15 protein-coding genes, 1 pseudogene, 1 CRISPR repeat array and 1 other annotated feature (1 of these 18 only partly in view) are annotated in these 15,465 nt (G+C 60.9%); of the genes and pseudogenes, 7 read left to right on the plus strand and 9 right to left on the minus strand.

Features of this window, described 5'->3' with window-relative positions; genetic code table 11:
- Positions 1-323: 323 nt before the first annotated feature.
- Positions 324-1,552, plus strand: a protein-coding gene (locus IP65_RS13010; RefSeq protein WP_156306599.1) for an IS3 family transposase whose coding sequence is annotated in 2 segments (ribosomal slippage) — positions 324-612 and positions 612-1,552 — 1,230 coding nt in all. Because the reading frame shifts where the segments join, the coding sequence is not laid out codon by codon here.
- Positions 605-719: a sequence feature (AL1L pseudoknot), on the plus strand. Its footprint overlaps the gene before it by 115 nt.
- 805 nt (positions 1,553-2,357) lie before the next feature.
- On the opposite strand, the gene IP65_RS21360 is transcribed toward IP65_RS13010, so the two are convergent.
- Complete coding sequence (locus tag IP65_RS21360; protein ID WP_156306601.1) at positions 2,358-3,053, minus strand: hypothetical protein; 696 nt, start codon at positions 3,051-3,053, stop codon at positions 2,358-2,360.
- A 340-nt stretch (positions 3,054-3,393) separates the two neighbouring features.
- Here IP65_RS21360 and IP65_RS13015 point away from each other — a divergent pair, with 340 nt between their 5' ends.
- The 3 genes from IP65_RS13015 (at position 3,394) to IP65_RS13025 (ending at position 5,921) form a co-directional block, all read left to right on the plus strand.
- Positions 3,394-3,837, plus strand: coding sequence for a transposase (locus IP65_RS13015; RefSeq protein ID WP_231627707.1), 444 nt, complete (start codon positions 3,394-3,396; stop codon positions 3,835-3,837).
- Complete coding sequence (gene tnpB, locus IP65_RS13020) at positions 3,834-4,187, plus strand: IS66 family insertion sequence element accessory protein TnpB (RefSeq protein ID WP_054132008.1); 354 nt, start codon at positions 3,834-3,836, stop codon at positions 4,185-4,187. Before IP65_RS13015 ends, tnpB begins: the two co-directional genes overlap by 4 nt.
- A gap of 66 nt (positions 4,188-4,253) precedes the next feature.
- A complete protein-coding gene (locus IP65_RS13025; protein ID WP_082350135.1) occupies positions 4,254-5,921 on the plus strand; it encodes an IS66 family transposase in 1,668 nt (555 codons plus the stop codon).
- Here IP65_RS13025 and IP65_RS13030 read toward each other — a convergent pair.
- Complete coding sequence (locus IP65_RS13030) at positions 5,918-6,325, minus strand: hypothetical protein (RefSeq protein ID WP_054132009.1); 408 nt, start codon at positions 6,323-6,325, stop codon at positions 5,918-5,920. The two genes, IP65_RS13025 and IP65_RS13030, sit on opposite strands and share 4 nt — an antisense overlap.
- Positions 6,326-6,550: 225 nt before the next feature.
- Between IP65_RS13030 and IP65_RS13035 the strand changes: the two genes are divergently transcribed.
- Complete coding sequence (locus IP65_RS13035; RefSeq protein WP_054132010.1) at positions 6,551-6,784, plus strand: hypothetical protein; 234 nt, start codon at positions 6,551-6,553, stop codon at positions 6,782-6,784.
- Between the two features lie 36 nt (positions 6,785-6,820).
- On the opposite strand, the pseudogene IP65_RS21365 reads toward IP65_RS13035, so the two are convergent.
- Positions 6,821-6,900: pseudogene (locus IP65_RS21365) on the minus strand.
- A gap of 396 nt (positions 6,901-7,296) precedes the next feature.
- Here IP65_RS21365 and IP65_RS13040 point away from each other — a divergent pair.
- The gene (locus IP65_RS13040; protein ID WP_054132011.1) at positions 7,297-8,205 is read left to right on the plus strand and encodes a restriction endonuclease; all 909 of its coding nucleotides are present in this window, start codon (positions 7,297-7,299) and stop codon (positions 8,203-8,205) included.
- 184 nt (positions 8,206-8,389) lie between these two features.
- Here IP65_RS13040 and IP65_RS13045 read toward each other — a convergent pair whose 3' ends face one another.
- From IP65_RS13045 to IP65_RS13060, 4 genes are all read right to left on the minus strand, one after another.
- On the minus strand, positions 8,390-10,531 hold the full coding sequence (locus tag IP65_RS13045) for an AAA family ATPase (protein WP_054132012.1): 2,142 nt from the start codon (positions 10,529-10,531) through the stop codon (positions 8,390-8,392).
- Positions 10,528-11,085, minus strand: coding sequence for a hypothetical protein (locus IP65_RS13050; protein WP_054132013.1), 558 nt, complete (start codon positions 11,083-11,085; stop codon positions 10,528-10,530). Before IP65_RS13050 ends, IP65_RS13045 begins: the two co-directional genes overlap by 4 nt.
- 25 nt (positions 11,086-11,110) lie before the next feature.
- Entirely contained in the window at positions 11,111-12,502 is a 1,392-nt protein-coding gene (locus tag IP65_RS13055; RefSeq protein ID WP_054132014.1) for an SIR2 family protein, read from the minus strand.
- Between the two features lie 99 nt (positions 12,503-12,601).
- Complete coding sequence (locus IP65_RS13060; RefSeq protein WP_054132015.1) at positions 12,602-13,429, minus strand: hypothetical protein; 828 nt, start codon at positions 13,427-13,429, stop codon at positions 12,602-12,604.
- 802 nt (positions 13,430-14,231) lie between these two features.
- On the opposite strand from IP65_RS13060, the gene IP65_RS21370 reads away from it, so the two are divergent.
- Entirely contained in the window at positions 14,232-14,528 is a 297-nt protein-coding gene (locus tag IP65_RS21370; RefSeq protein ID WP_156306604.1) for an Arm DNA-binding domain-containing protein, read from the plus strand.
- A gap of 33 nt (positions 14,529-14,561) precedes the next feature.
- On the opposite strand, the gene IP65_RS13065 is transcribed toward IP65_RS21370, so the two are convergent.
- Positions 14,562-14,792: a nucleotidyltransferase family protein gene (locus tag IP65_RS13065; protein WP_156306606.1), complete on the minus strand. Its 231-nt coding sequence runs from the start codon at positions 14,790-14,792 to the stop codon at positions 14,562-14,564.
- 75 nt (positions 14,793-14,867) lie between these two features.
- On the minus strand, positions 14,868-15,302 hold the full coding sequence (locus tag IP65_RS13070; RefSeq protein ID WP_054132016.1) for an HI0074 family nucleotidyltransferase substrate-binding subunit: 435 nt from the start codon (positions 15,300-15,302) through the stop codon (positions 14,868-14,870).
- Positions 15,303-15,390: 88 nt separating this feature from the next.
- A CRISPR array of direct repeats spans positions 15,391-15,465; the repeat unit is 22 nt (it continues 193 nt past the right edge of the window).

The following is a 15,465-nucleotide window of genomic DNA, read 5'->3' on the forward strand; positions in this document are numbered from 1 at the left end:
CCATTCCTGGGACCCGCGACATAGATAAACAAACGGCCGCTTTCGGCGTACGAACTCAGGCGCCGGAACGTCGTCTTTGAGGGCGGCATCGCGCACCACATCGCGGCGCCGTGCCCAAATCGCCGGCTCGCGCCCACTTGCGGACATGCGGCTATGCCCTACAATCTAAGCATGAGCAGATCGCTGTGTATCGTTGGCTTAATGATCACGTGCTCTGCTTGTTCACCGACTTCGCCACCTTTGCCACCGCTTCTGCAAGATGCCACGACCTGAAGCGTCCCGGGTTTTCCGGAGGCTCCGAACTGTGAGAAGGAGCATCCGGTATGAGCAAGATGGGGAACAGATTTTCGCCTGAGGTCCGTGACCGAGCGGTGCGAATGGTTGGCGAGCACCGTGCGGATTACGGCTCGGAATGGGAGGCGATGAGTTCGATCGCCTCCAAGATCGGCTGCACGGCCGAGACGCTGCGCCGCTGGTGCCGCACGGAGGCGGGCCGACGGGCGGCACCAGCGGCGCAGGGCGTCGATGATAAGGCCCGGCTCAAGCTGCTGGAGCGCGAGGTCAAGGAGCTCCGTCGAGCCAACGAGATCCTTCGCAAGGCGTCGGCATATTTTGCGATGGCGGAGCTCGGCCGCCGCGAGAGATGATGATGTCGTTCATCGACGTCCATCGCGAGGACCTGGGTATCGAGCCGATCTGCCGCGAACTGGCGATCGCCCCGTCCTCCTATCACGAACACGCGACCCGCCTTGCCGATCCGGCGAAGCGTTCCGCCCGTGCGCGCCGGGATGACGACATGTGCAAGCAGATCCGGCGCGTTCACGAGGCCAGCTTCGGACTCTACGGCTCGCGCAAGGTCTGGCATCAGTTGCGGCGCGAGGGCCTTGATGTCGCCAAGTGCACGGTCGAGCGACTGATGCGTAGCATGCGGCTGGCCGGCATTCGCCGAGGGAAGAAGACGATCACGACCGTCAGCAATCCCAAGGCGCCATGCCCGCTCGACAAGGTGAACCGGGAATTCCGTGTGGATCGGCCGAACGCCCTGTGGGTGGTCGATTTCACCTACGTCCACACTTGGGCAGGGTTCGTCTACGTGGCCTTCGTGATCGATGCCTATGCCCGCCGGATCGTGGGCTGGAAGGTCAGCACTTCAGCCACGGCCGGGTTCGTTCTGGATGCCTTGGAGCAGGCGATCCATGCACGCAGACCCGGCCCGGATGACGGCTTGATCCACCACAGCGACAGGGGCGTTCAATACCTTGCCATGAACTACACCCAGCGCCTGGCGGAGGCCAACCTCGTGCCCTCGGTCGGCAGCGTCGGCGACAGTTACGACAATGCTTTGGCCGAGACGATCAATGGCCTTTACAAGGCCGAGGTCATCTGGCGCCAGCGGTCCTGGCCGAGCGCATCGGCGGTGGAAATGGCGACGCTGAACTGGGTAGACTGGTACAACAACCATCGCCTCTTCGGCCCGCTCGGCTACATCCCGCCCGCTGAGGCAGAAGCAAACTACTATGCGGCTATCGAAACCCTCGATATGGCTGCATGAGTCAAAGTGCATAGCCTCCAGAAAATCCGGGACGCTTCAACCACTGGCGGAACTACCGACCTTTGCGAGCCAATCACACTTGAACGAGGCAGTCAGGGGACGACCCCCGAGACCGTTTCACACTCTCCGGAAATTGTGGCGCGATTGAACAGGGACTTCCCGCGCGGCTCTCAAAGCAACCGCTTGAAAACCTCACTCCTTGAGATGGGTTTCAAAATGATCCCATGCCCTGGGAGCCTTGCCGCACGCTTCGATCAAAGCGGCGGGAATGGCATTACTTCAATGCAAGCTAGCGCCGTTATCATCTGGCGCGCCGACGGAGACGGGCGGATTGTCTGGACTACCGGTGACATCGCGTACACCGGGCTGTAGTGTCCGCTTCCCACCAAATCAGGCCATTCCTGGGGGCAGCGAAATCGATAAACAAACGACCACTTCCGGCGTACGAACTCAGTTGCTTGAACGGCCGTTGCTGGGGCGGAAACGCTCGTCATCCAACACCGGCAGAATTCGACCAAGTATCGCCATTCTCCTTTGGTGACGCGAAGGGACGGCTCCGACGGAACCCGCTGTTCGTGCGCCTTTGCTCTCCGAAAGGCAGCCGCTCCACATCGCCGTTAAGCGATCACCATGGGCTTTTTAGATCGGCTACTTCAGGATCGCAGACAACCCCGTTTCTCCATCCTAGATGGGCGATTTTGGGAAAGCCCAGCCGGTTATCATCGTGCCTTTGAGCTGTCACGGGGCGTCCTGCAGAAGGTTCGTTTCTGGGAAGAGCCCCTGCGACCGGCTTGTTGGTCAACGTTCAGTAACCAACCTCGAGGGTTACCACCGTCAAGCGATCCCCAACCCGGCCCACCAATGTGATATTCCCTCCGGGATAGTCTGGACCGTTCATGGCCATGATAGCGCTGGTGGACATCTGCGCGGTAAAAAGGGGCTGGAAAGTCTTGGCATGAGGTGCGGTGACGAGCGTGGTTCCACCCCGATCATCCGCCCAGGCGCCATAGCCCCAAGCGCTTCCAACAAACCTCAGAGGGCTGCCGGGCGGCGGCGAGGATGGAGCCTGCTCATCGGTTTGTCGATGATCGCAGCCGACCTTGCTCAATCTACCGTTTGAAAGCGTGCCGCCCCTATAATCAGCTTGAAGCGAGTAACACTGTCCGTCGTTGAACGAGAGTGTGACGGGCAGAAATCCCGAAGACCATGCGGCGGCGACATGTCGCTTCTGCGTTTCGACAATCTCGAAAGCGCCGACGACCTTGACGTGGCCCGTCGAGGCACCGCGCTTGTAGTCGGGATCGACATGGAACAGAGGTGATAAAGTGATATCGGGAATGCGGGTCATAATCGGTGCGGCTGGGTCAGTCGGTACGGTAACACCGGGCTGCGCTCCGTTGCCGCTGTGTCCTGCAGGAGGAACAAATTGAGCGTGCGCGGCAACGGCCGGAGGCGCCGACAGGACTGCCATGCTCATTCCAAGAACCGTGATCTTACTCATGATGCGTTTCCTTCCTCTTGGGAGGACATAGCCGGTTACGGTGAGGGCGGCGAGCCAACTGGTCAGGAGAGCGGTGTTCCCGTTTCACCATCCTCTTCGGGACGCTTGCGAATGGCGGTTTTCAGCTGAATCCTCCGTTCGGCGAGCTCGCTGCAGATGGCAGCAATTTCCCAAGCCAAGCCTTTCGACAGCATTGCAGCCGGCGTTAATGTATGGCCGGTTTCGTTGTCCTGACCCTATGCGCGTAAGCGTCCGGCCTCGGTCGTGTTGCCAGGTTGACGTGCCATCGTGATGAGCGCGCCTTATGCAGTGTCCATTCGCACTGCGTAAGGAGAGTGCGTTGAACAGGATTGAGATCATCACCGGGGTGGAGCGCCGGCGCCGATATTCGGATGAGGAGCGCGCGGCGGTTTTGGCGATGTGCGATGAGCCCAAGGCGACGATTGTGGGCGTGGCCAAGCGATTAGGGATGTCGCCGGGGTTGATCCATGGCTGGCGGCGGATGCGCCGGGAGGCGGAGAAGCTTTCCAGCGAACCGCTGCAATTCATTGCCTATGGCTCGGTGGCTGAACCGGCAGGCCAAGCGCTTGCTCCCACGCCGATGGCTCCACCGCCAGCGCCTGCCCAGCACACCGTCGCCGAGGAACTGACCCGCCCGCATCCTGGCGCTCGCCCCGGCGCGATTGACATCGATTTGCCCAGCGGCATCCGCCTATCGGTGGACAGCTACGTCAACGAGAAAGCACTGGCTCGGGTACTGCGCGCCTTGCGAGATGTGGCATGATCTCGCTGGCGCCGGGCACCAAGGTCTATCTGGCGAGCAAGCCGGTCAGCATGCGGCTTGGCTTTGATGGGCTTGCCGCGCTGGTGCGCCCCTTGTTCGCGGTCGAGCCCTATGGTGGCCATGTCTTCCTGTTTCGCAGCAAGAGTGGCAATTACCTGAAGGCATTGCACTGGGATGGCAGCGGGCTTTGCCTGTTCGCCAAGCGTCTGGAGCGTAGCCGTTTCGTATGGCCACCCTTGATCGAGGGCGGCGTTGTGCTGACCCCGGCCCAGTTCGCCTTGCTGATCGAGGCGATGGATTGGCGGCGCACGGTGGCACCCGAACCACCCCGCACACCTGCTCAACTATGACTTTGTAATTGCCACAATTCCGGGCTTTTTGCTTGGGTGAAGGGGCGGATTCTGCTAGCGGGAAGCGTGCCTTCCGACGAACTCGAACTGCCTGCTGACCCCGCAGAACTGCGCGCTTTTGCGGCCGCCATGCTGGCGCGCGCGATGGCGTCGGAGCAAGCACTGGCCGCCGAGCGGACCGCGCATAACGACACCCGTGAGAAGCTGGAGGTGGCGCAAAACTCGATTAAGCTGACAGCCCTGCAGATCGAGAAGTTCAAGGTGCAACTGGCTCGGCTTCGGCGCATGAAGTTCGGCCAGTCCTCCGAACGCCTTGCCGCCCAGGCCAATCAGCTTGAACTCACGCTGGAAGATCTTGAGGCCGAGCATGCCCATGCAGAGTGCGTGGTCGAAGGCCGCGTGCCCGATGACGCGCCGACCAAGGTTGGCCCTCGCAAGCCCCGCCGTGCACCGCTGCCCGACCATCTCCCCCGTGATGATGTCATGCACGCCGCGCCGGATGCCGACGACTGCTCGGCCTGCGGCGGCACCATGGGCAAGCTGGGTGAGGACGTGACCGAGGTGTTGGAATATGTGCCAGGTCGTTTCCGCGTCACCCGCCATATCCGGCCCAAGCTTTCCTGCAATCGCTGCGATGCTATCAGTCAGGCACCGGCCCCGGGTCTTCCCGTGCCGCGTGGCCGCGCTGGCCCCGGCTTGCTTGCGCATGCCATCGTCTCGAAGTTTGCCGATCACCTTCCGCTCTACCGCCAGTCACAGATTTACGCCCGCGAAGGCGTGGAGGTCAGCCGCTCGACGATGGCGGATTGGCTGGGACAGGCAAGCTGGCTGCTGCAACCGCTGGTCGACAAGATTGCCGATCACGTCATGGCTAGCGTCAAACTACACGCCGATGACACGCCCGTTCCGGTGCTCGCGCCGGGGACCGGGAATACCGCTACCGGCAGGTTGTGGGTCTATCTGCGCGACAACCGACGATGGGATGCATCGGACAAGCCCGCAGCATTGTTCCGCTACAGCCCCGACCGCAAGGGCGAGCGGCCACGCGAACACCTAAAGACATTCGCGGGCTTCCTGCAGGCCGATGCCTATGCCGGTTTTGAGCGTCTCTACGTGCCTGACCGCGAGCCGGGGCGGATCACGCCCGTCGCCTGCTGGGCACATGCACGGCGAAAGCTGCATGATGTGTTTAAGGCGGACGAGCATTCGGTGGCCAGCCAAGGGCTGGACATGATCCGCGACCTTTACGCCATCGAGCGCCAGATCGACGATGTGTCGGCGGAGGAACGGCGGCACACCCGCGCGGCATCCAAAGCCAAGGCGCTGGAGTTCTTCGCATGGGCTGGCGATGTGCTGTCCAAGGCATCGGCCCGTTCACCGCTGGCTGAGGCGCTGCGTTATGCCGTGAAGCTCAAGCCCCAACTGCTGACCTATACCGAGGACGGCAGGCTGGAGATCGACAACAACCCGGCGGAGAATGCGCTGAGGGGGATATGCCTCGGCCGCAAAAATTGGCTGTTTGCCGGTGCTGATTGCGGCGGTGAGCGCGCCGCCGCCATGTATTCGCTGTTGGAGACGGCCAAGCTCAATGGCGTCAATCCGCAGGAATGGCTGGCCAATGTGCTCGACCGCATCGGCAAGGGGCATCCCATCAACCGGATCGACGAACTGCTGCCGTGGCAGTGGGCTACGGCAGGTGAACACGGCTCCCCAAAAATGTGCAAGGCCGCTTAGGCGGGCATTCCTGCTACTACATCCTGCGCTCGGCGAAGATCCGGGCCTGAGACGAATACCCTCAGCAGCTTTTCATACGGGACGTCGTTGCGCTGATAAGGCACCTTTGCCGCTTGAAGCGCAGCTTCCAACACGCTCACTTTATCATCATCTTTGAAGGTTTTGAGATGATAAATCTCGGCTGAAACCGTTCGAAGGAAGCTCTGCACGGCATCGCTTTCATCAGCGGTGTCGATTACGGTCTGTGTAAGCTGGCCGCGCTCAAAAAATCCCACTCGCCAACCCGTTGCAGAGCGTTCGATAACCCAATCCAGCACGGCTACGCGATTGGCCTCATCATTCGTGAGGAATGACGAATAGCCATTACCCCTGAGATATTGCCTAAGCTGTTCGATATTTTCCATGCCCAACTCATACCGCGCCTGGCGCCAATGTCACAAGACACTGGCGGTGCTGACCGGACGCTTACCTATGCGCTGAATGTCCGGTGTGGCGGCGATCGCGGCGCGATGCGCAGATGGGCGGCTCGCCTCCATTTTCGCCGTTCTCGGCCCCTTCGCGATCGGATGACGGCTCCCGCCCCAATTTCGGTCGTTCACGAGGGACACTGTTTGCGATAAACAGACGCCATGCACCTGAACGACGCTGCCAATCTAATGACGCCAGCCTATTTGACGATACTGGCGAAAGGCTTCTCCGTGCGCAGCAGCGGAGACCTCCTGATTGCCGAGCGAGGCGACGACCAGTTTGCCGCAGAGGGCCCTGTCGCTCTCCTCGGCGTTATCTCACTTGCGGAGGCGCGAGGCGAAAGATGGCAGGCCACAGCTGAGGAGATTACCGACTTCGTAGAACAATTCGGTTAGCTACAGAACGGCAGCTTCCCGCCCACTTGCGGTCATTGCCAGCGGAAGGGATCGAACCCGCACCTCGTTGCCGAGGATCGCTGTAGCGACACGTCTACCAATTCCGTCACGCTGGCAGGAGCGACATAGCACGTCAGCTCGATTAAGTGGAACGCTGGCTTGCCACCAACCCAGGCTGTTCATGGGGCCAGCGACGTTGATGAACAAACGACGGCTTTCGGCGTACGGGCTCAGGCGCCTGAACGGCCGCTATCGCGGCGATCGTGGCGCAATGCCCAAATCGGCGGCTCGCGCGGCGGTGGCGGAGGACCGGGAGATGGCCAGATCGGCAGCTCGCGACCAAAAGTCCGCCGTGCGCCAACGGGATTTGAAAGGCGGCTTCCATGCTGGAACCTGCCCCAGCGTAACGGGAGGCCGTCCTGTCGCACGCGCCGTAATTGAGATTACGTGTCAAAATTCTTGAACCTTCCGGCGTGCGCTCACATGTTCCAAGCAAGAGGGAAAGGGCGAGCATGACCAGCGAGAGCTTCAGTGCAAGAGACTTGATGCGCGAGGCTCGGTCGAATACCCGGCGTTCGCTCAACCTCGACAACGAGGCCTTGAATCAGCTCGAAAACATTGCGCTGCGGCTAGGTGTCTCGAAAAGTGAAGCTATGCGCGCAGCCCTTAGGGCGCTTGGCGACGCCGAGCGCGGCAACGAATCCGACGGGCTCTTGCGTCAGCTTGACCTAAATCCCAAGGTCTCTGGTATCAGCGAGCACAACCGCTCCCCCCGGAATGAGCAATCGCACCAATTGCGAGAGGCGAGGAACGAAGCCACTCCGAAGACGTGGCTCTCGGACCGCGCAGAGGCTCTGGTTATTGCCGGCAAGCAGAAACTGATCACGCCGGACGAGCGCCGCCAGCTCGAGAATCTGTCGCTGCTCACTAAGGCGCTAGTCATTCCACAGCGCCACGTGAAGCAGGGGGCGCTGATCAAAGCGAATACGGTGATGTGGCACGCGATCGTCGATGTGCTGAAACGAGACTGGACAGAGGCGTACCGGATGCCGCCACATAAATTCGAGGAACTGATTGCCGGCGCCTTCGAGCGCGACGGCTATTCCAATGTCGTGCTGACCCCCCGCTCGGGCGATGATGGTCGCGACGTGATTGCGACCACGTCTGGCCCTGGCTGCGTAAAGGTTATCGCCTCGGTCAAACGCTATGCAGCGCACCATGACGTCAGGTATGACGACGTGCGCGCGTTGCTCGGTGTTATGATGGGTGAGCCTGACGCTTCAAAGGGGATGATCATCACAACATCGCGCTTCCCGAAGGATTTGCCGGAGAAAGAGCAGTTCAAGCCGTTCATTCCGACACGGCTCGAACTGATGGACGGTAAAGGCACGCTTGACTGGCTATCGCGCCTCAGCCGCTAGTCTGTCATTGACCAGAGCCGGTCGTTTGATGCCGTGTCTGTGAACGTCGGGTCCTTACGGAAACTGCTGAACGTATAGGAACTGGATCGGTGGAGGCTTAGCGCAGGACGGGCGCTGCGTGTCCTGCTTCCTTGAGCTGCATCGGCCTTGAGTGCCCGCATCCAGCGCCATTGGACAGCCACTATTATGCGGCGATGATCTGGCTCTCGGCCGGCCCGCCATCGACACCGACCAGTCGATAGGTCGGCCCGTCGCGCGACCAGCTTTCGAACGTGATCGTCACGAGGCGTTCGCCCTCCCCGACAGGACGCAGCTTGCGCTGAAGCAGGCCCAGCAAGCGCTCCTCGTGCGTCGACAATATAATTTGCCTGTGTGCGCCAAAACGCCGAAGCACATCGACGAGACCGAGTAGATTGATCGAATCCAGGCTCTGCAGCGGATCGTCGAGGATGGTAACGCCCAGCTTCAAGGTGGGGAGGGCTAGATTCATTGCAAGAAACAGCGACACGGCGAACGAATTGAGTTGCGAGCTGCTTAGGAGGGGGCTCGCATTGTGGGACTTCCGGTCACCGTCGGGATCCGAAACGCCGACGTCGAGCCGTCCCTTTCCGCGTTCCATGATTGCCACGATCTGGGTCAATCGAAATGTGGGGTGCGGATCGATGCGGTTGTAAATGCGCTGGAACAGCGGCGCGATCTGTCCGATTTGGCGCTCGGTGACGGAGAGCGAAGCGCCCCGCAGACCATCGATTATCCGTCCGGCCAGCGCGTGGGTCTGGTCTTCGCTTTCCGCACGTAGCTCAGCCCTTCGCAATTTCGAAATTAGCTGAGCACGCTCCGCCTCAAGTGCGCCGCGTTGCTGTTGCTCGCCGAGGCGTAGAACCGCCAGCGACAGCTGATCCGCGTCAGCAATAAGACGATCAAGAGCTGTCAGCGATGCCCGGGCGCGCTCATCGCGTTCCCGCAGCTGGTCGCGCAGATCGCCATCTGTGGCAAGGCCCAAGTCACCCAGACGAGCTTCGAAGAGCTTGCGCCGGGCGTCGCGGTCGCGCTGACGATCCTGCATAGTACGAAGGGCGGCGCGCGCCTGCTCAAGCTCACGTCGCAGTTCAGATCGAGTTTGGTTGAGCTTGCCGAGATCGTCGCTGGCCGGTTCTGCAGGCGGCGGTGATGACGCTGCCTTTATCAGTGCGTGGAGATGACGAATCGTGGCCTCGACGTCATGTTGCTGCCGGCACACCGGACATGTCGCTCCGAGATTTTGTAGAGCCAATCGGGCCAGCGTCGCTGCACGATCTGCTCCGTCGGCCTCGGCGACCGCGAGCGCTCGTTGGCGTGAGAGCCGTGCCATCTCCTCTTCGACCCTGGCATCAGCCGCTTCTACCTGACGCAGGAGACTGTCTTCCATCTCGGCCAATGTGCGCGCTTCATCGTCCAAGGGTGACGTTAGCTCAGCGATCTCTGTGATCTGCTCGAATAGCCCCATCGCCATGGTGGCTTCCCGTGAAAGCCGCTCACGCTCGGAACGCAGCGCCTTCAGAAAGCGATCGAGGCGGGCTGGGGTGAGCGGCGGTTCGTCAAGGCCCAGACGGGTTTGTCCAATGAGGGCGACCGACCGATTGAAAATCTCAACCGCTGCGCCCCGCGCATCGGCACTCTCCACTATTACCCCGTCGGACAGGCGCGACAAATGGTCCTGAAGTTGCGCGAGGCGAGCCCGGGCAGGCTCGATTTCATCCTTCCGGAAGCTATTCGTGCTCAGTGCCCAAGCGCGGCGACTTCTTTCCAGCGCTGCCTGGAGTTCGAGCACGGCGCCGGCGCCAATCACCTCGCTGACAAAGGCAAAGCGATCGACAGCGGAGTCTTCTTCGATGAACTGCCGCACGAGATCCTGCTGCAAGTATACACCGCGGGTCAGGATCTTGCCGAGGGCCTCGCGGGCTCCGGTACGATCCTTCAGATGGGGTAGCAGAATATGAGCCAAGGTCTGCTCAGCGCTCGCGCCATCTAGAACCTCCTGGCGGGTCGCGACGCGCAGGCCTGTCTCGTCGCCCAAGGCGGATCGCGTGATCGTCAGATCATGTCCGTTGTGCGAGAGCACCAGCTCACACCGAGCCTGACCCTCGCGCGCATAGAGGGAAATTGGGGAGCCGCGATCACCGAAGCGGGCAATCTCGCCTGCGAGCGTCCAGAGGATGGCGTCCAGCAGCGATGTCTTTCCGACGCCGTTTGGGCCGTGCAGGAGGATGACATCGGCGTCTAGATCGAAAGTAGCTTGCCGTCCGAACGCTCTGAAGCCCTCAATGGTGATGGACTTTAGTCTCATGGCACAGCCCGTCGCGCATGAAGCCGTTCGAGCGGCGGCTCCATCGTGCGAAACGCTTCTATGACGGTCCGAAGATCCGCAGGGTCGATCAATCCCCTCATATGATCGGGGAGTGTATCGAGTACGTCTTCTACCGCCAAAAGCGTATCTGGAAGCTTTAGCGGCAACAGCAAATCCAATACCTGCTCAACATCGCCGGCCGTCTGTAGCGTGCTACCAGTGGCGATAATCTTGCGAACGCGCGTGGTGTCTCGCTCGATCCTCATCGCCGCATGCGGATCGAGCGGATCACTGACGCTTAGCAGCACCAGATAGCCGTCCCAAGCCTTGGGCGCGGCACGGGCAAGGCGACGAGACAAGAGGTCCACCAGATCGGCCTGCGCTTCGAGCCACTCGGTCTCGAGTTGCTGCCAGGTCTCGAACGCTACCAGCGACACAACGCTGAAGGCGTCCTCGGCGACGAGGCTGCCTTCACCCAGGCGCGTCATCTCGGTGAGATCGCGCGCAACACGATATCCGCTGGCCGACAATATCTCGCTCGCAAGCGCCAGCATGGTCGATGTATCAAGGGCAGCTCTCTCAGGCGGCATGGAGAAGGCGTCCAATGCGAACTAGATAGTCGGGATCGTTAGCGGAGATGATCGGCGCGGCACTTGGTCCGCCTATGATATCAGCCGGATCCTCGTCGGCGACCAGATCGACATGCGCCAGAGGCGCCGCCTCGGGCGCGACCGCACCGATTAGGACGAAATCAGCCGGGATCACGGCATGTTCATTTATCCGCTCGCAGATTGCCCTAGCGCGGGGTTCGAGCGCAGACAGCCTCCTCACGCCGCCTCCTGTTGCGAGAAGAAGGTGCCCAACAAGGCGCCCATCGGATTTGAGTATCCAGGTGCCGCCAGGCGAAGGTAGGGCGGTCCACCCGAAATGCTCCGCGAGTTGGGCAAGCTTTAGCATGGGTTCGGCAAGGAGTTCATCCGAGCGTGGCGTATGCGGCCGGTAGAGAGCAACACCGTCCAACTCCCCATATGCGCGGAATTTGCCCATCGCGAGCAATACCTGGTTGCGCAAGCTTTCCGCGAGTGCTGCAAATCTGTCGCGGTCGGCAGCGTCGACGCCGTTCTCGGCGAGAAGCGCAACACCGTTCGATCGCAAAGCATCAACCTGAGCAGCGGCAATCCGCTCGGCCAGCTTCGAAACGACGCCCCCCCAAGTCCCACGGATATAGCGATCTGCGGAGATGTTCAGCTGTTGAGCGAACACGTTGGCGTTAAAGGGCGCGACATCGGCCTGATAGAGCTGTTTTCCGCCGGCGAGAGCGTTCTGGATCATGGCGATCGTCGTTGATAGAACCGGCGCAGCCGAGCCAAGCCCGGCAAAGAGGATCGATGGCGCTGCAAGAATTTGCTGGGCGACCAATTGATGCCACTGTCCGATCCAGCCCTCGTCGAGAACTTCCGTCCGCAGAACCAAGGCCTCAGGAGCGCTATCCGCATTGCCATGCAATTGGACCAGAGCCGCGCGGATAGGCACGCCGACTCCGGTCTCGGCGACGACAGCGATCTGGATACCCAGTTCCGCAGCCGCATTTTGAACGGCTTTGTCGAAGTTGAGCGAGAGGACGTGAGTGATGGCGCCCTCCGCCATCAGAGCGACAAGTAGCTTGTAGCCAAGGTTGGGCTTGGCGAGGCGCATCTGCTCGATTGGGAAGCATCGAACGAGGGCGGCCTGCTCGCCGGTGAGCTGGAAGACCAGGGTTGCCAACTCGGCGAGATCACGTGGGTTCTGGCACTGGTTCGGCTGCAATATACCGTCGAGAATAAGCGCACGTTCGCCCGCCTCGGCCAGATCACCTGCTAGTGGAATTGCGGTCGGCTGCTCGACAGAGCAACCTGCACCGATGACCAACGCCACCTGACCGCCTCCGTTCGCCGCGATCGCTTGCAGCAAGTCCGGTGGAATGATCGTCAAGCTCAGCCCCTAAAAATTCCTTGGATCATGGCATAGCGGACTGGCGTTCAAAGTTGAAGGGTTTCAAACGGTCCATGATGCGCGCCGGAACGGCCGGCCTCAAGTCTCAGACCCGACTGACTTATCCAGTGCTATGACTAATTGAATTCCCAGTGTCCAAAGCTCGATGCCGATTGCTGCCGCCAGGGCGTCGTCCGGCGATTTTGCGCGATCACTCAATCTTGCTAAACGTTCGTTGCGTTGAAAGCGGGCAAAATCGCCGGCCGCTCTTTCCCCTAGGCCATCCTCTTGGTTGACAAACTTCGGTTCATCACGAGCTTGGTCGCGCCGGCGAACCGATGCGCGATCCTCAAAACCTTTATAGATTCTCTTGAGAACGATGCTGACTGGCTGCCCCTTTTCCTTGATGCGGCCTGCCAGCTTCGCCATGGCTTCCTCGCCATCTACCTCTGGGATGCGTCGTGGTGTCGAGCACACGTGGACCGAGAAGCGGTCGTAGACAATGCGGTGGAAACCGTCCGTTGCGCCTTGATCATCTAGGCACTGACGAATGGCAGAGGGGCGCACGAGCACCGAGTTATCGAGAACTTGGCCCTGTTCGAAAAAGGAAGCATAGTGAGGCCAATCGGTGAAGCGTGGCGCCGCATAATAGACCTCCGCTCCATCCTGCTCAGCCTTCAACAGCGTTTCGAACTGTCCATCGGGCTCCGCCGTGTCGACGGCGAAGCGCCAGAATGGCCGCACGAGGTTCGGCGGCGGGACGCTCTTGTTTGGACGGTGGAAGCGGGTAAGGGATTGTCCGAGCTTGAACTGCAACATCAACGCGGTGCCAGAGCGATTGAACGCCACGTCGAAGCCGACGTTTTTTTCTTGGATAAGGCTGGGCATGAAGGGAACGGTTTGGATGCCGCATTGCGCCAGCAGCAATTCTGCCTCTCGTGTGACCCCGTATCCGTACGAAAACTCAGACAATCGTTCATGTAGTTCGATCACAGTTCATGCCCCCGCCTATTCCGCGACGATATCGTCAGCCTGATTATAAAAGAAAGTCCGGCCCTACACGCGACTGCGACGATCTGTATGGTGAAGCGATGTGGCACGAAGCGCTTTATGTAAACCGATAAGCTCCTCCCCGGTCCGCATGTCCGCTTCGGCATGGCTCCGATCTGAAAGCTGCCTAGCCGAGACAGGCCCAGTTTCGGTCGCGCTGCAATGCCGGCAGAGCCAAAACCGTATGTCAGCTCGCGACAAAATCTGACGTTCAATCCACAGTTCGGGAAGAGCAGCGAAATCCCAGATTGTGTCAAGGCGAACGAAATTTGGCGTAACTGGAGCCTTGGTGACTCTCTGGTTGGGCGGCACCAACTGGAGCGTTGCCCAACATTGCGCTTGTCGATGACGTGTACCTCATGTGGCAATCTTTTTAACTGCACTGTGGTCTGCGTGATGAAGCCTCGGCTGTGCAGCAAATTGCAGGGTGTTTAGGACGGGGGACTGGAAGGGGGACTAAACTTTCGATATTGAAAAATAATCATTTAAAATAAATGCTTTAAACACATCTTCGAGTCTTCTCGACCGCACCAGCACCCCTCCCAGGGCTGCTCAGGAAATCGCCAAATGGCTGAAAACAGCCATTTCTTGCCTCACCGCAACCCATCCTGTATCCTCCCAGCCCACGCAAGATGGGGGACTGAAGCCACCCCTTTTCTCCCCGCTGAGGAAAGGATCGGTGAAGCAACACATCCTCTCGCACATCGCCGCGCGCAATGCGCCACCCGGCCGCTATGGTGACGGTGCGGGCCTGTGGCTGCACAAGCGTGAACGAGCCCGGGGCAAGTGGGTGCTACGCTATTTCCTCAAGGGCCGGCGCCGCGAAATGGGCCTGGGGCCCTGGCCCGATGTTTCCATCGCCGATGCCAGGGCCGCCGCGCGGAAACACGCAACATACCCGGACAGTGGGTGCAATTGGGGGTGTATTTGTCAAATTGGCGCTATTTGCAGCGCGTTTGCCCGCCTGCGTGATTGATCGCGGCAACAACCGCCGCCGGCCGTCTGCTGCTTACCCCAGTGCCACCTTTTGCGCGTCCACAATGGCGGCAAAGGCGGGGGCCAGCCCGGTGCGGTCCACCAAGTCCACTTTCCAGGGCAGGTCGCTCTCGTCAAAGGCTTCGGCCAGGCGGGCGAGGGCGGGCAGGGGCAGGGGCGTGGGCCCTTCGATCACCAGGTCGAGATCGGACCAGGGCTTGGCTTTCCCGTCCGCGCGCGCGGCTGCCGAATGCGCTGGCGGCAAAGCCCGCCGGCAGATGCGCGGCCAGGATTGTGCGGACGGTTGCCCGTTCCGCTTCGGTCAGGGCCAGGGTGGCACTCATGCGGCGCGTGCGGCCTCTGGCCGGGCCAGCAGATCTTGCGCCTGGGCGAGGAACGCCGGGATTGCCTGTGCCAGCTGCCGTGCCTTGCCTTCGTCATAGGTGCGCGAGGTGATGTTGCGCATCTCACGCCAAGTGCGCCAATCGGTCCAGTCCGCCCCGGTTAGCCCCTGTTCGGCCGCGGTGCGGATCAGAGTGGGAAAGGTCATGCGGTCCACCTCTTCGGGATTGGCGGCCCCCGCCTCGATCACCCGGCGCAGCATCTTGTGCGAAAGGTCATAGGTGAATTCAAAGCGCTGGATCAGCCCGTCGCGGATCTGCGTATCGCCTTCATCGGTGGCAAAGCGCACCAGCCCCTCGCGCAAGCCGGTAACCGCGTGGGCCAACGGCGTGAAATCGAGCGCGGAAAAGATCTGCAGGCATGCCCGCCTCATGCCACCGCTGCGGGGCAGCGGGCAAGGGGGAGTGGGGCAACGCGCAGGGCGCGCCGTATGCTGGATACTGTACGATGCGCGAATGTTTTCCCCGCTGGTGCGGGGGAGACCCAACCACCACGGTGTCCCAATAGCCGTGGAGGGGACTATCTCCCCGCGTGTG

The sequence above is a fragment of the Novosphingobium sp. AAP1 genome (assembly GCF_001295765.1).
GTDB lineage: Bacteria > Pseudomonadota > Alphaproteobacteria > Sphingomonadales > Sphingomonadaceae > Novosphingobium > Novosphingobium capsulatum.

What these genes read in the sequence shown, in the direction of transcription:
- IP65_RS21360 (WP_156306601.1), bottom strand. Translation starts at nt 3,053, where the DNA reads ATGAGTAAGATCACGGTTCTTGGAATGAGCATGGCAGTCCTGTCGGCG.
- tnpB (WP_054132008.1), top strand. Translation starts at nt 3,834, where the DNA reads ATGATCTCGCTGGCGCCGGGCACCAAGGTCTATCTGGCGAGCAAGCCG.
- IP65_RS13030 (WP_054132009.1), bottom strand. Translation starts at nt 6,325, where the DNA reads ATGGAAAATATCGAACAGCTTAGGCAATATCTCAGGGGTAATGGCTAT.
- IP65_RS13035 (WP_054132010.1), top strand. Translation starts at nt 6,551, where the DNA reads ATGCACCTGAACGACGCTGCCAATCTAATGACGCCAGCCTATTTGACG.
- IP65_RS13040 (WP_054132011.1), top strand. Translation starts at nt 7,297, where the DNA reads ATGACCAGCGAGAGCTTCAGTGCAAGAGACTTGATGCGCGAGGCTCGG.
- IP65_RS13045 (WP_054132012.1), bottom strand. Translation starts at nt 10,531, where the DNA reads ATGAGACTAAAGTCCATCACCATTGAGGGCTTCAGAGCGTTCGGACGG.
- IP65_RS13050 (WP_054132013.1), bottom strand. Translation starts at nt 11,085, where the DNA reads ATGCTGGCGCTTGCGAGCGAGATATTGTCGGCCAGCGGATATCGTGTT.
- IP65_RS13070 (WP_054132016.1), bottom strand. Translation starts at nt 15,302, where the DNA reads ATGAGGCGGGCATGCCTGCAGATCTTTTCCGCGCTCGATTTCACGCCG.